Genomic DNA, 13472 nt, shown 5'->3' on the forward strand with positions numbered 1-13472 from the left:
AACGTGTGCAAGGACACCGTTTGGAAGATCGCTTTAACAATAAGTTCACTGCTTAAGAGTAGTCGTAAAACAGTTGCTTATTATATGCACGTTTGTGCATTGCGAGATCAGCAGCCATTATGTAGTGATAAAATGTCAAGGATGGAACCATGCAGAAGTTGTCGGATAAGGATTATCGCAGTATTCCCCTTAATGCCACGATGGCCATCGCGGCGCTGGTCGTGATCGTCGCGGGGATGAAGCTGGGCGCAGACCTGCTGGTGCCGCTACTTTTGGCGATCTTCATCGCCGTCGTGTGTACCTCGCCGGTGCATTGGTTGCATCGCCACGGCGTGAGTATGCGCATGGCGGCGTTCATCACGATCCTGGTGCTCGTGGCGTTTCTACTGTTGATCGGCGTTTTGGTAGTCAATAGCTTCAGCACCTTCGTCGAGGCGCTGCCGGATATCGAGGCGCGCCTCTACGAGCACTACTGGAACCTGCTCAATAGTCTCGCGGCCAAGGGCTTTGCCGTCGACCCGGATCAGTTGAGCGATGCCTTCGCAATGGACGACGAGGGCTCCTGGGTGGCCATGCTGGTAAGCGAAGTGGGCTCGATCGTCATGCAGGGCAGTATCGTCTCGCTGCTGGTCGTCTTCATGCTTTTCGAGACGCTCAACTTTCGCTCCAAGGTCGCGCGGGCGCTCGAAAACCCGGCGCCGAGTCTTAAGCGCTTTAGCGAGTTCAGCCTGACCCTCAAGCGCTACTTGGCCGTCAAAACCGTGATTAGCTTGGCGACCGGGGTACTCGTTTGGCTTTCGTGTTTGATGATCGGGGTGGAGTTTCCGCTGCTCTGGGGGGTGCTCGCCTTTGGGCTGAACTTCATTCCCAATATTGGCTCGGCGCTTGCCGCGTTGCCGCCGGTATTGTTGCTGCTGGTCGATCAGGATGGCGGCGTGCTGTCGGCGCTGCTGCTCGCCTCCGCCTATCTTGTCATCAACTTCGTAATGGGGAATTTGATCGAACCCCGGGTAATGGGCCAGGCGCTGGGGCTTTCGACGTTCGTGGCTTTTTTATCGCTGGTGGTATGGGGCTGGATTTTCGGCCCCGCCGGCATGTTGCTCTCGGTGGTGCTCACCATGACGCTCAAGATAGCCCTGGATAGCCACCCGCAAACGCGCTGGATGGCGCACCTGCTCGGCCCAGGCAGGCGCCAGCTAAGAAGGAGCACCAATAAAGGAGGGGATGCACGAACGCCGCCCGTCGAGCGCGAAGAAACCTCGGCCGAGTCCGAAGAAAGCAAACCTTCCTGAGCGGCGTCGGGTAAGTCAGGGGGCGAGCAAAGAAAAAAGGCTACCGTCAGGTAGCCTTTTTTCATCGATACGCAAAAAGCAAAGCTTAGGCGTTTTGGTCGATAAACTGCGTCAGCTGTGATTTGGACTGCGCGCCGACCAGCGAAGCAACCTTGGCGCCGGATTTGAACAGCATGACCGTCGGCACGCCGCGCACGCCCTGTTCGGCGGCAATTTCCGGCGCGTCATCGACGTTGACGCTGACCACTTTCAAACCTTCGCCACGCTCTTCGGCCACTTCGTCTACCACCGGCGCCATGACTTTACACGGGCCGCACCAGGGGGCCCAGAATTTCAGCAGTACCGGCTGTTCGGCGTTAAGGACTTCCTGCTCGAAATTAGCGTTGGTGACATCCACATTAGTAGCCATTTACATCTCCCGATTACGTTGCTCTTACGATTTCGTTGCCTTCACTGAGCAACGGCTATCACGCCATATAATAGCGCATATTCATCGCGCCAGGTGGCTCGATGGTAGCGCTCGTAACCGGGCCTGGCAAATTTGCGCCGCGGATCGATCACAAACCCCTTTAAAATTAGTGGGTGCCTCGCTTTTCCATTTCTTATACTATAAGTGAATTATGGATTAATTTTTTATTCGCATTTATGCACCCGGTGTTTTGCTTTAGCTTGCCCGGTCTGTGCGTGCAATAAATTGAGGATTGAGGCGCGGCAGATGGCCTCCTCGAGACGAAAGGTAAGGATATGAAGCTACAGCAACTTCGCTATATATGGGAAGTGAACCGGCACAATCTCAACGTATCGGCCACGGCCCAAAGCCTTTTTACGTCTCAGCCGGGTATCTCCAAGCAGATTCGTCTTTTGGAAGACGAGCTGGGGGTCGAGATATTTGCACGCAGCGGCAAACACTTGACCCGGGTAACGCCGGCAGGGGAGTCGATCATCGAGCTTGCCGGGCAGGTTTTGAAGCTGACCGAAAACATCAAGCAGGTCGCCCAGGAGCACAGCGACGAGCGCCGCGGGAGCCTTGCGATCGCAACGACCCACACCCAGGCGCGCTACGCGCTGCCACCCGTGATTAGCGCCTTTACTCAAAAGTATCCGGAAGTGGCGCTGCACATGCAGCAGGGCACCCCCAAGCAAATCGCACAGATGGTGAGCGAGGGCCAGGCCGATTTCGCCATCGCCACCGAGTCGCTGGAACTTTTTACCGATTTGATTTTGCTGCCCTGTTATCGCTGGAACCGCTGCGTGCTGGTGCCCAAAGGGCACCCGCTGGCCTCTTTGGAAGGCCCGTTAACCCTCGAGGCGCTGGCCGAGCACCCCATCGTCACCTACGTGTTCGGCTTTACCGGACGCTCACAGCTTGACGACGCCTTCAAGGCGCATGGCCTGACGCCCAACGTGGTGCTCACCGCCGCCGATGCCGACGTGATCAAGACCTACGTGCGCCTGGGGATGGGCGTGGGGATCGTAGCGCACATGGCGTTCGACGAAGCGCTGGACAGCGACATGGTCGTGTTGGATGCAAGCCACCTGTTTGCAAGCTCGACGACCAAGATCGGCATTCGTCGTGGTACTTTCATGCGCGGCTATATGTACGATTTTTTGGCCCGCTTTGCCCCGCACCTCACCCGCGAGCGCGTCGACGAAGCACTGCTGGTGGGCCCACGCAACGAGCAGGCGCTGTTCGAAAGTATCGAACTGCCCGAGTATTGACGGCCCGGCGCAGAGCGCCGGGTAGCGGCGTCAAAAGACAGGCTAGTGCTGCAGGTGAAGCCCGCACTCGCGCTTCTCTTCTACCTTGGTGGGGTCGAAGTAGTCGAAGTTATTGGGCAAGTCGAACCTTTGCAGGTAGGTGTACATATCCTTGGCGCTCCAGTGAAGCAGCGGGGCGACCTTCAAAAGGCCGTCACTATTGCGACTCAAGGGCTGCATTTTGGCACGCTCCGAGGTGTCCTCGGCGCGCAGTGCGGTGAACCACACGTCCGGGCGTATCTCGCTTAGCGCCCGCTCGAAGGGCTCGATTTTCACTTCCTGGGTAAAGGTTGTGTGGCGCGGGTCATCGATGTCCGGTAATTCGCCTTCGAGCGCCTCGCGATGGGCGCGGGTACGTTTGGGCAAAAAGCTTACGATATTGAGATTCAGCTTCTTGATGATTTCGTCGGCGCACTGGTAGGTCGCCGGGGTGTTGTAGCCGCTGTCCATCCAGACGATCGGGATATCCGGGCGAACCCGGGTCACCATGTGCAGAATCACCGCTTCGAAAGGGCGAAAGTTGGTGGTGCAAATAGGCTGCACGCCCTGGCCGAACGCCCACTCGATGAGGGTTTGAGGGTCGTTGGCGTGATCACGATTGATGGCGTCCAACGTCAGGGTTTCAATCTTTGACGACATATTGGCCTCCCGCTTGGCCAGGAATTTGCAGCCTAGGCTATCAAACAGCAACGCTGACGCCCCAATACCGTTTTGTTTGGCTTTTATATTGCTTTTGGCTTTAAAAACCGGTGGGCTTATTCCAACGAAGCGATCAAGTGACAAATTTTGTCGAGCGTTTCGGTGTACTCCTCCAAAGCCTCGGAGTCCGCTACCAAACCGCCGCCGCCCCAGACGTGAAGCGCGCCTTGATCCGCCACCATGGTGCGGATAGCGATCGAGGTATCCATATTCCCGCGTACATCGATGTAGCCCAGGCTCCCACAGTAAACGCTGCGCTGGCAGGGCTCGAGTTCGTCGATGATTTCCATTGCGCGAATTTTTGGCGCGCCGGTGATCGAGCCGCCGGGAAAGGCCGCCGCCAGCAGTGAAAGCGGGGAGTGATTCGACGCCAGCGTACCCTGAATGACGCTCACCAGGTGGTGTACGTTAGGGTAGCTTTCCAGCGAGCAGAGTTGGGGTACGTGAATGCTGCCCGGGCGGCACACCCGCCCGAGATCGTTGCGCAAAAGATCCACGATCATCACGTTCTCGGCGCGGTCCTTCACGCTTTTCAAAAGCGCCTCGGCCAGGGCGGCGTCCTCGGCCGGGGTTTTGCCGCGGGGCCGGGTGCCCTTGATCGGGCGGGTTTCGACCTCGCCGTCGCACACCTTGATAAAACGCTCCGGTGAAAGCGAGAGCACGGCCTTGCCGTCCCAGGCCATGTAAGCCGCAAACGGGGTCGGGGTCGCGCTGCGCAGGCGAAGGTAGGCCTGCCAGGCATCGCCTTCGAAAGGTGCGCGTAGCCGCTGGGCCAGATTGATTTGATAACAGTCGCCGGCCTGAATGTAGCGCTGCACCGCCTCGAAGCGGCGGGTGTAGGCGCTCTGGTCGAGCTCGGCTTCGAACGTGCCGGTGAGCTTGAAGTCCGCTACTGGCGCTGGCGCGGTGTCCAGCCACGCAAGCACAGCGTCGCGGCGCGCCTCGTTCGCCACCAGCCACGCTTTTTCTTCCTCGTGATCCAGGGTGATGCACCAATCAAAAAGCCCCACGCGCGCGGCGGGCAGCGTCGTGGCGCTCGGGTGGCGGCTGGGTATGCCCTGTAGGGCGCGGCCGAACTCGTAACTCCAGTAGCCGGCCAGCCCACCCAAAAACGGTAAGTCAGTTTGCATCGCAGGCGCGGGCAGCTGCGCTAAAAGCCACTCTTTCAGCGCGAAAGGGTCGCCGCGCAGCGCAGCCGGTGGCGTGAGCGTAGCGGATTCGAGTTGCAAGGCGCCGCTCGAGTCCACTTCGAGAGTGGCGATAGGGTCGCTGACCAGAATATCGAAGCGGCCGCTGGTGGCCTTGGGGCGGCCGCTATCCAGTAGCATCGCGCCGGGGCGCTCTTTTAGGCGCGCGAAAAGCGCCAGTGGATCCTGCGCGTAGAGGAGAGCGGTTAGGGTAAGCGCCGTACTCATGAATCAATGCCTTGCCGGTTGGGCCGATCATTCTATTGAGCGTGCGCCGCTGAGGGAAGCAACGCGTGACTTCCCTTTCCACGCTTTTAATACGCGACACGCCCGGACGGGGTTGTACGGATTGTAGACATTCGCCGTCAGAGATGAACCTGGTTATAGCCCTGGCGCGATAAAAGGTGCCAAAAGGTGCGGTTGACGCTCAAGAAGGCGCGGGCTAAAGTGCCTTCATACTCTTTATTGTCGACAATTAGCCATGACCGTAATAACCAATGCCGTCCAATCGCGCGCTGAGAGCCTCCTCGACCCGGCCACACCGGAAGTGCGCACCCTGGCCGAGCGGGTGTTCCACCAGTTGCAAAGCGCCATCGTACGCGGTGAGCTGGCCCCGGGTAGCAAGATTACCGAACCCGGGCTTTCCAAGACCTACGGTATCTCCCGCGGGCCGCTACGCGAGGCGATGCGTCGCCTGGAAAGCCACCGCCTGATCGAGCGAGTGCCCCACGTGGGCGCGCGGGTGGTCAAGCTCTCCATGAAGGAGCTTCTGGAGCTTTTCGACGTGCGCGAGGCATTGGAGAGTATGGCGGCGCGGCTGGCCGCCGAGCACATGGGCGCCGAGGAGATTCAGGGGCTACGCGACGTGCTGGCGGTGCACGAAGGCCAGGCGGATTTAAAGCGCGGTGAAGCGTACTACCAGCGCGAGGGCGATCTGGATTTCCACTACCTCATCGTGCAGGGCAGCCACAACAAGATGCTCATGAATCTCTTGTGTGACGACCTTTACTACCTGGTTCGCCTCTACCGCACCCAGTTCAGCGCCAGCGGCGCCAGGCCCCAACGCGCCTTCGTGGAGCACCACCGTATCGTCGATGCCATCGAAGCCGGTGACGCCGAGCTTGCCGAACTCTTGATGCGCCGCCACGTCAGCGCATCGCGGGAAAACGTCGCCGACCGCTACGCCGCTATCCTGGAAACCTCTTAGCGCTTGCGCGCCAGGCGCTGATCCTAACAACACCGATTTCAAGGAGACCCGCATGCCGACTCACGCATCCGCCGCGCTCACCCCAGGCGCACGCTTCAAGCATGCCCTCGAGCGTCAAACACCGCTTCCCATTCTGGGCACCATCAACGCCTATACCGCCCTGATGGCGGAGCACGTGGGCCACCAGGCGATCTATCTCTCCGGCGGCGGCGTAGCGAACGCCTCTTTCGGGCTGCCGGATTTAGGCATGACCACCATGAACGACGTGGTCGAAGACGCTCACCGCATCTGCGGCGCCACGGATTTACCGCTTCTGGTGGATATCGATACCGGTTGGGGTGGGGCGTTCAATATTGCGCGTACGGTCAAGGAGATGCAGCGCGCCGGGGTGGCGGCGGTGCATATCGAGGATCAGGTCGCGCAAAAGCGCTGCGGCCACCGGCCCAACAAGGCGATCGTCTCCCAGGGCGAAATGGTCGATCGCATCAAGGCGGCGGCGGACGCTCGGCTGGACCCGGACTTTTACCTGATCGCGCGCACCGACGCCTTTCAGAAAGAGGGCCTGGACGCCGCCATCGAGCGGGCCAATGCCTGTATCGAGGCCGGCGCGGACGCCATCTTTGCCGAGGCCGTGCACACCCTGGACGACTACCGCGCGTTTTGTCAGCGCGTGGATGCGCCGATTCTGGCCAACATCACCGAATTTGGCGCCACGCCTCTGTTCACCCAGCAAGAGCTTGGAGAAGTGGGGTGCGCGATGGTGCTTTACCCGCTTTCCGCGTTTCGCGCCATGAACGCCGCGGCGCTCAACGTCTACCAAAGCATTCTGGAAAACGGTCACCAGAAAGCGGTGGTGGATACCATGCAGACCCGGGACGAGCTTTACGACTTTTTGAACTACCACGATTTCGAGCAGAAGCTCGATGCGCTCTTCGACGAGCAGGGCGAGCGCTGAGAGCGCCGCCGCACTATAAAAAGACTCGATAACAATGATTTCGAAAAAAAAGGAGACACACCATGGCTGACAAGACGCTGGCAGGCGCGGGACTTCGTGGCCAAAGCGCGGGTAGCACCGCGCTTTGTACCGTGGGCAAAACCGGTTCGGGGCTTACCTATCGGGGCTTCGACATCAAGGAGCTGGCCGAGAAGGCCCGATTCGAAGAGGTCGCCTACCTGTTACTGAAAGGCAAACTGCCCAACCAGTCCGAGCTCGATCTCTACATCGAGCAGTTGAAAAACATGCGGGGCTTGCCCGAGGCGCTCAAAACGGTGCTCGAGGAAATCCCTAAAGACGCTCATCCGATGGACGTCATGCGCACCGGCACCTCGATGCTGGGTAATCTGGAGACCGAGGAGAGCTTCGACGAGCAGCAGGACGTCGCCGACCGGCTTTTAGCGGTGCTGCCCTCGATCATCTGCTACTGGTACCGCTTCAGCCACGACGGCGTGCGCATCGACACCGAAACCGACGATAGCTCGGTGGGCGGGCACTTTTTGAATATGCTGCGCGGCGCACCCGCCTCCGAGCTCCATGCCCGGGTCATGAACGTCTCCTTGATTCTCTACGCCGAGCACGAGTTCAACGCCTCGACCTTTACCGCCCGGGTCTGCGCCTCGACCCTTTCGGACATGCACTCCTGCGTGACCGGGGCGATCGGTTCATTGAGAGGCCCGCTGCACGGTGGGGCCAACGAGGCGGCCATGGCGATGATCCAGGACTGGGCATCTCCTGAGGAAGCCGAGCGCGAAATGCTCGGCAAGCTCGAGCGCAAGGAGAAGGTCATGGGCTTTGGCCACGCTATCTACCGCGAGTCGGACCCGCGCAACGACATCATCAAGCAGTGGTCGAAAAAGCTCAGCGAAGACGTGGGCGATACCACGCTCTACAAAGTCTCCGAGCGCTGTGAGGAGGTGATGTGGCGGGAGAAAAAGCTTTTCTGCAACGCGGATTTCTTCCACGCCAGCGCCTATCACTTCATGGATATTCCCACCAAGCTCTTCACCCCGATTTTCGTGATGTCCAGGCTGACCGGCTGGGCGGCCCACGTGTTCGAGCAGCGCGCCAATAATCGCATCATCCGGCCCAGCGCCGACTATACCGGCCCGGAGAAGAGCGAGTGGGTGCCGATCGAAGAGCGCGAATAGGAGGCAGTGATGAATACCGAGTACCGTAAAACCTTGCCCGGTGCCTCGATGGACGGCGAACCGGTGGACTTTTTCGACGCCCATGAGGCGGTGGAGGCAATCAAGCCCGGCGCCTACGCGGGGCTACCGTTTACCTCGCGGGTGCTTGCCGAGCAGCTGGTGCGCCGCTGCGAGCCGGGGCTTTTAACGGATGCGCTCAACCAGCTCATCGAGCGCCGCCGGGATCTCGATTTTCCCTGGTACCCGGCGCGGGTGGTGTGCCACGACATTCTGGGCCAGACCGCACTGGTCGACCTGGCAGGGCTCAGGGATGCCATTGCCGAGCGCGGCGGCGACCCGGCCCAGGTGAACCCGGTGGTGCCCACTCAATTGATCGTCGATCATTCGCTGGCGGTGGAGCACAACGGCGACGACGACCAGGCCTTTGGCAAGAACCGCGCCATCGAAGACCGGCGAAACGACGACCGTTTTCACTTCATCAACTGGACCAAGCTCGCCTTCGAGAACGTCGACGTGATCCCGCCGGGCAACGGCATCATGCACCAGATCAATCTGGAGAAGATGTCGCCGGTGGTGCAGTGCCGCCCGGACGATACCGGCGCGCGCGTCGCCTTTCCGGATACTTGTGTGGGCACCGACAGCCATACGCCGATGGTCGACGCCCTCGGGGTGATCTCGGTCGGCGTGGGTGGGCTCGAAGCGGAAAGCGTGATGCTGGGGCGCGCCTCGATGATGCGCCTGCCGGATATCGTCGGCGTCGAGCTAACGGGCAAACTCGGCCCGGGCATTACCGGCACCGACATGGTGCTGGCGATTACCGAATTTCTGCGCCAAGCGCGCGTGGTGGGGGCGTATCTCGAGTTTTACGGGGAGGGGGCGGATGCGCTCAGCGTCGGCGACCGGGCGACGATCTCCAACATGACCCCGGAATACGGCGCCAGTGCCGCCATGTTCTACATCGACGGTCAAACCATCGATTATCTGAAACTTACCGGACGCGACGACGAACAGGTCGCGCTGGTCGAAACCTACGCCAAGCAGACCGGGCTCTGGGCGAGTGATCTCGACACCGCCGAGTACGAGCGCGTACTGACCTTCGATTTATCAAGCGTGGCGCGTACCCTGGCCGGGCCGTCGAACCCCCACGCGCACCTGCCGACCTCCGAGCTAGCAAGCCGCGGTATCGCGGTGGGGTTTGAAGCGACTCAGGAAGACGAGCTCGCCGGCAGAATGCCGGATGGCGCGGTGATCATCGCCGCGATCACCAGCTGCACCAATACCTCCAACCCGCGCAACATGGTCGCGGCGGGGCTGATTGCGCGTAACGCCAACCGGCTGGGGCTACTGCGCAAGCCCTGGGTGAAGTCCTCGCTGGCGCCGGGCTCGAAAACCGTGAAGATGTACCTGGACGATGCCGGGCTGATGGATGAGCTGGAGGCGCTGGGCTTTGGTGTGGTGGGCTACGCCTGCACGACCTGTAACGGCATGTCCGGATCATTGGACCCGAAGATTCAACAAGAGATCGTCGAGCGGGATTTGTACGCCACGGCGGTGCTCTCGGGTAACCGTAACTTCGACGGGCGTATCCACCCCCACGCCAAGCAGGCGTTTCTGGCCTCGCCGCCGCTGGTGGTCGCCTACGCCATCGCCGGGACCATTCGCTTCGATATCGAAAAGGACGTGCTCGGCGTCGACGACGAGGGTCACCCAGTGACGCTCAAGGATATCTGGCCGGAGGACAGCGAGATCGACGCCATCGTGGCGTCCGCGGTCAAGCCCGAGCAGTTTCGCCAGACCTACATTCCGATGTTCGACCTGGACAAGAGCGAGAAGGCGCACGTCGCGCCCCTTTACGAGTGGCGCCCGCAAAGCACCTATATTCGCCGCCCACCTTACTGGGAAGGGAACATGGCCCGCGCGCGGGCGCTCAAGGGCCTGCGCCCGCTGGCGATCCTGCCGGACAACATCACCACCGACCATCTGTCGCCCTCGAATGCCATTTTGCCGGACAGCGCCGCCGGCGAATACCTGCTGCACATGGGCCTGCCGGAGGAGGACTTCAACTCCTACGCCACCCACCGAGGCGATCATCTGACCGCCCAGCGGGCGACCTTTGCCAACCCCAAGCTCTACAACGAGATGGCCCTCGATGACCAGGGTCACGTGCGCCAGGGCTCGCTTGCGCGCCTCGAGCCCGAGGGCAAAGTGGTGCGCATGTGGGAGGCGATCGAAGCCTACATGGCGCGCAAGCAGCCCTTGATCATCATCGCCGGTAACGACTACGGCCAGGGCTCATCAAGAGACTGGGCGGCCAAGGGCGTGGCCCTTGCCGGTGTGGAAGCCATCGTCGCCGAAGGCTTCGAGCGTATTCACCGCACCAACCTGGTGGGCATGGGCGTGATGCCGCTTCAGTTCGAGCCCGGCACCACGCGCAAGACCCTGGCGCTGGACGGCACCGAGATGTATGACGTGGAGGGCGAGGCCACCCCCGGCGCTACCTTGACGCTGGTGATCCATCGCGCCGGCGCTACCGAGCGCGTACCGGTGATCTGTCGGCTCGACACCGCCGAAGAGGTCACCATCTACGCCGCCGGTGGCGTCTTGCAGCGCTTCGCCCAGGACTTTCTGGAGGCCACCCCGGCCTAGCGCGCAGTATTTTGCCCATCCCTTCATTCACGCCCGGCCAGCCCGGGCGTTTCAGGAGCCAAGCCATGGCGACGAGCCCCCAAATCGAGATCCCCGCGACCTACATGCGTGGCGGCACCAGCAAGGGTGTTTTTTTTACGCTCAATGATCTGCCCAAGGCGGCGCAGACCCCTGGGGCCGTGCGCGATGCGCTTCTGCTTCGCCTGATGGGAAGCCCCGACCCTTTCGAGAAGCAGATCGACGGTATGGGCGGGGCGACGTCGAGTACCAGCAAGGCGGTGATTCTTTCCAAAAGCGAATCACCGGGGCACGACGTGGATTACCTGTTCGGTCAGGTCTCCATCGACCAGCCTTTCGTGGACTGGAGCGGCAACTGCGGCAATCTTTCCGCCGCGGTGGGCCCCTTTGCGATTCGCGCAGGTCTGGTCGAGGCTTCAAAAATCCCGGCTAACGGCGTGGCCGAGGTACGCATCTGGCAGGCGAACATCGCCAAGACCATTATCGCGAAGGTGCCCATTACCCAGGGCCAGGTGCAGGAAACCGGCGATTTCGAGCTCGACGGCGTGACGTTTCCCGCCGCCGAGATTCCGATCGCTTTTGTCGACCCCGCCGACGGCGAAGGCGCGATCTTCCCGACGGGTAATCTGGTTGATGAGTTGGAAGTGACGGGGGTGGGCACGCTGAAAGCGACCATGATCAATGCGGGTATCCCGACCATATTCGTCAATGCCGACGAGGTGGGTTATACCGGCGTCGAGCTTCAGGAGGCGATCAATGGTGACCCCGCCGCACTTGCCATGTTCGAAGCCATCCGCACCCATGGTTCGGTGAAAATGGGGCTTGCGAGCACTATCGAGCAGGCGGGGGCACGCCAGCACACGCCCAAGGTCGCCTTCGTCGCTCCAGCGGCGCGCTACAGCGCCTCGAGCGGCAAGGAGGTCAGCGCTGAAGAGATCGACCTGGTCGTGCGTGCGCTCTCCATGGGCAAGCTTCACCATGCCATGATGGGCACCGCGGCGGTGGCGATTGCCTCGGCAGCGGCCATTGAAGGAACGCTGGTCAATATAGCCGCCGGGGGTGGCGAGATCGAGGCGGTCACCTTTGGCCATCCGTCCGGTGTACTGCACGTGGGCGCCAAAGCAAGTCTCGTCGAGGGCCGCTGGCAGATCGACCAGGCGCTGATGAGCCGCAGCGCGCGAGTGCTGATGAAAGGGACGGTCTTCGTACCGGGGGATGTTTAAACGCCGGCGCCGTTAAAGCCGCCGCCCTGATCACCGGGCAGGTGGGCAGGGCGGCGGTCTTTCTTCCAGGCGTTACGCTCTTTCAGGCGTTACTCTTCGAAGATGATCTGATCTTCCATCGAGCTGACGGTGGCTTCGCCAATGCCGCTGACACGGGTTAAATCATTAGCGTTTTCGAAGCTGCCATTGGCGTCGCGCTCCTCGATGATCGCCACCGCACGGCTGGGCCCTACCCCGGGAAGCTCGGCCAGCAGCTCCTCATCGGCCGTGTTGACATTGATCGGCGCCACCGATTGGGCAAACGCCCCGCCGCTCAAACTCAAGCCGAGTGCGGCCGCCGCCACTAACCCTTTTAGTATCCGCTGCATAATGAGCCCCTCTAATGGTGTTTGAATCGTGTTCGTTTTGTACCAGAGACGACCTCTAAGGTGTCTTTGGTCTTAATTAACTTAGTGGTTGGAAGCGGACGCCGCTGTCATCCATGTATGACGCTATGTGTAGGATTTTCCCTTGAGCGTCTGTTGAAATCGCTTACAAAAAGCGCATCGCAAGGCTGATATAATGGTGCGGTTCAAACAAGGAGCGCGCCCGTGGCAACCGATTCTCCCCTTATTATCGCTCTCGACTACCCTTCGCTTGACCAGGCACTGTGCATGGCGGACCAGCTCGACCCTGCCCGCTGCCGGGTCAAGGTGGGTAAAGAGCTTTTTACCCGTAGCGGCCCGGCGGTGCTCGAGGCGCTGCACGGCCGCGGCTTCGAGGTCTTTCTCGATCTCAAGTTTCACGATATTCCCAATACCGTGGCCGCGGCGGTGCAGGCCGCCGCCGAACAGGGCGTATGGATGGTCAACGTCCATGCCAGCGGCGGCCAGTCGATGATGCGCGCGGCGGCGGATCGCCTGAAAGCGAACGGCCTCGAAACCCACCTGATTGCCGTGACCGTACTCACCAGTATGCAAAGCGATGAGCTTTTGGATATTGGCGTAATGGGAGGGCTCGACGAGCAGGTAATGCGCCTGGCGGGGCTGGCTCAGGAGAGTGGTCTGGCCGGGGTGGTCTGTTCGGCCCGCGAAGCCAAAGCGATCAAGAGTGCCTGTGGCGACGCGTTTTTGAAGGTCACCCCGGGTATTCGCCCCCGCTTTGCCGCGGCCAATGATCAACAGCGCATCATGACGCCGCGTGAGGCACTCGAAGCGGGTAGCACCCACCTGGTGGTAGGGCGGCCGGTCACGCAAGCCGAGTCACCTATGGGCGCGCTCGAAGCGATAGAGGCGGAGATCGGCTAACCCTCGGGGCT

General features: G+C 60.9%; 12 protein-coding genes. 8 read left to right on the forward strand and 4 right to left on the reverse strand.

What is annotated here, in order from left to right; genetic code table 11:
• Positions 1–149: 149 nt before the first annotated feature.
• Complete coding sequence (locus ACWHRL_RS05675; protein ID WP_447528278.1) at positions 150–1292, forward strand: AI-2E family transporter; 1143 nt, start codon at positions 150–152, stop codon at positions 1290–1292.
• A gap of 85 nt (positions 1293–1377) precedes the next feature.
• On the opposite strand, the gene trxA is transcribed toward ACWHRL_RS05675, so the two are convergent.
• The gene (trxA, locus tag ACWHRL_RS05680) at positions 1378–1701 is read right to left on the reverse strand and encodes a thioredoxin (protein WP_447528279.1); all 324 of its coding nucleotides are present in this window, start codon (positions 1699–1701) and stop codon (positions 1378–1380) included.
• A 335-nt stretch (positions 1702–2036) separates the two neighbouring features.
• On the opposite strand from trxA, the gene cysB reads away from it, so the two are divergent.
• Positions 2037–3011: an HTH-type transcriptional regulator CysB gene (gene cysB, locus ACWHRL_RS05685; protein WP_447528280.1), complete on the forward strand. Its 975-nt coding sequence runs from the start codon at positions 2037–2039 to the stop codon at positions 3009–3011.
• 42 nt (positions 3012–3053) lie between these two features.
• On the opposite strand, the gene ACWHRL_RS05690 is transcribed toward cysB, so the two are convergent.
• On the reverse strand, positions 3054–3689 hold the full coding sequence (locus ACWHRL_RS05690; RefSeq protein ID WP_447528281.1) for a phosphoadenosine phosphosulfate reductase domain-containing protein: 636 nt from the start codon (positions 3687–3689) through the stop codon (positions 3054–3056).
• Positions 3690–3805: 116 nt separating this feature from the next.
• The gene (pabB, locus tag ACWHRL_RS05695; protein ID WP_447895586.1) at positions 3806–5164 is read right to left on the reverse strand and encodes an aminodeoxychorismate synthase component I; all 1359 of its coding nucleotides are present in this window, start codon (positions 5162–5164) and stop codon (positions 3806–3808) included.
• A 253-nt stretch (positions 5165–5417) separates the two neighbouring features.
• Between pabB and ACWHRL_RS05700 the strand changes: the two genes are divergently transcribed.
• The 5 genes from ACWHRL_RS05700 (at position 5418) to prpF (ending at position 12175) form a co-directional block, all read left to right on the forward strand.
• Positions 5418–6143, forward strand: coding sequence for a GntR family transcriptional regulator (locus ACWHRL_RS05700; protein ID WP_447528283.1), 726 nt, complete (start codon positions 5418–5420; stop codon positions 6141–6143).
• Positions 6144–6195: 52 nt separating this feature from the next.
• A complete protein-coding gene (gene prpB, locus ACWHRL_RS05705; protein ID WP_447895587.1) occupies positions 6196–7098 on the forward strand; it encodes a methylisocitrate lyase in 903 nt (300 codons plus the stop codon).
• A gap of 62 nt (positions 7099–7160) precedes the next feature.
• Positions 7161–8288, forward strand: a complete 1128-nt coding sequence (prpC, locus tag ACWHRL_RS05710) for a bifunctional 2-methylcitrate synthase/citrate synthase (protein WP_447528285.1) — start codon at positions 7161–7163, stop codon at positions 8286–8288.
• Positions 8289–8297: 9 nt separating this feature from the next.
• Positions 8298–10934 carry a Fe/S-dependent 2-methylisocitrate dehydratase AcnD gene (acnD, locus tag ACWHRL_RS05715; RefSeq protein ID WP_447895588.1) on the forward strand — a complete coding sequence of 879 codons (2637 nt, stop codon included), beginning with the start codon at positions 8298–8300 and terminating at the stop codon, positions 10932–10934.
• A gap of 65 nt (positions 10935–10999) precedes the next feature.
• Positions 11000–12175, forward strand: coding sequence for a 2-methylaconitate cis-trans isomerase PrpF (gene prpF / locus ACWHRL_RS05720; protein ID WP_447895589.1), 1176 nt, complete (start codon positions 11000–11002; stop codon positions 12173–12175).
• Between the two features lie 89 nt (positions 12176–12264).
• Here the strand turns inward: prpF and ACWHRL_RS05725 are convergent, their stop codons facing one another.
• A complete protein-coding gene (locus ACWHRL_RS05725; protein ID WP_447895590.1) occupies positions 12265–12543 on the reverse strand; it encodes a ComEA family DNA-binding protein in 279 nt (92 codons plus the stop codon).
• A gap of 222 nt (positions 12544–12765) precedes the next feature.
• Between ACWHRL_RS05725 and pyrF the strand changes: the two genes are divergently transcribed.
• A complete protein-coding gene (pyrF, locus tag ACWHRL_RS05730; protein WP_447895591.1) occupies positions 12766–13461 on the forward strand; it encodes an orotidine-5'-phosphate decarboxylase in 696 nt (231 codons plus the stop codon).
• Positions 13462–13472: the final 11 nt, after the last annotated feature.

This window comes from Vreelandella sp. GE22 (assembly GCF_968212445.1).

Coding starts and splice junctions, on each gene's coding strand:
- prpC (WP_447528285.1), top strand. CDS start 7,161: ATGGCTGACAAGACGCTGGCAGGCGCGGGACTTCGTGGCCAAAGCGCG.
- ACWHRL_RS05700 (WP_447528283.1), top strand. CDS start 5,418: ATGACCGTAATAACCAATGCCGTCCAATCGCGCGCTGAGAGCCTCCTC.
- ACWHRL_RS05690 (WP_447528281.1), bottom strand. CDS start 3,689: ATGTCGTCAAAGATTGAAACCCTGACGTTGGACGCCATCAATCGTGAT.
- trxA (WP_447528279.1), bottom strand. CDS start 1,701: ATGGCTACTAATGTGGATGTCACCAACGCTAATTTCGAGCAGGAAGTC.
- ACWHRL_RS05725 (WP_447895590.1), bottom strand. CDS start 12,543: ATGCAGCGGATACTAAAAGGGTTAGTGGCGGCGGCCGCACTCGGCTTG.
- acnD (WP_447895588.1), top strand. CDS start 8,298: ATGAATACCGAGTACCGTAAAACCTTGCCCGGTGCCTCGATGGACGGC.
- pabB (WP_447895586.1), bottom strand. CDS start 5,164: ATGAGTACGGCGCTTACCCTAACCGCTCTCCTCTACGCGCAGGATCCA.
- prpF (WP_447895589.1), top strand. CDS start 11,000: ATGGCGACGAGCCCCCAAATCGAGATCCCCGCGACCTACATGCGTGGC.
- cysB (WP_447528280.1), top strand. CDS start 2,037: ATGAAGCTACAGCAACTTCGCTATATATGGGAAGTGAACCGGCACAAT.
- ACWHRL_RS05675 (WP_447528278.1), top strand. CDS start 150: ATGCAGAAGTTGTCGGATAAGGATTATCGCAGTATTCCCCTTAATGCC.
- prpB (WP_447895587.1), top strand. CDS start 6,196: ATGCCGACTCACGCATCCGCCGCGCTCACCCCAGGCGCACGCTTCAAG.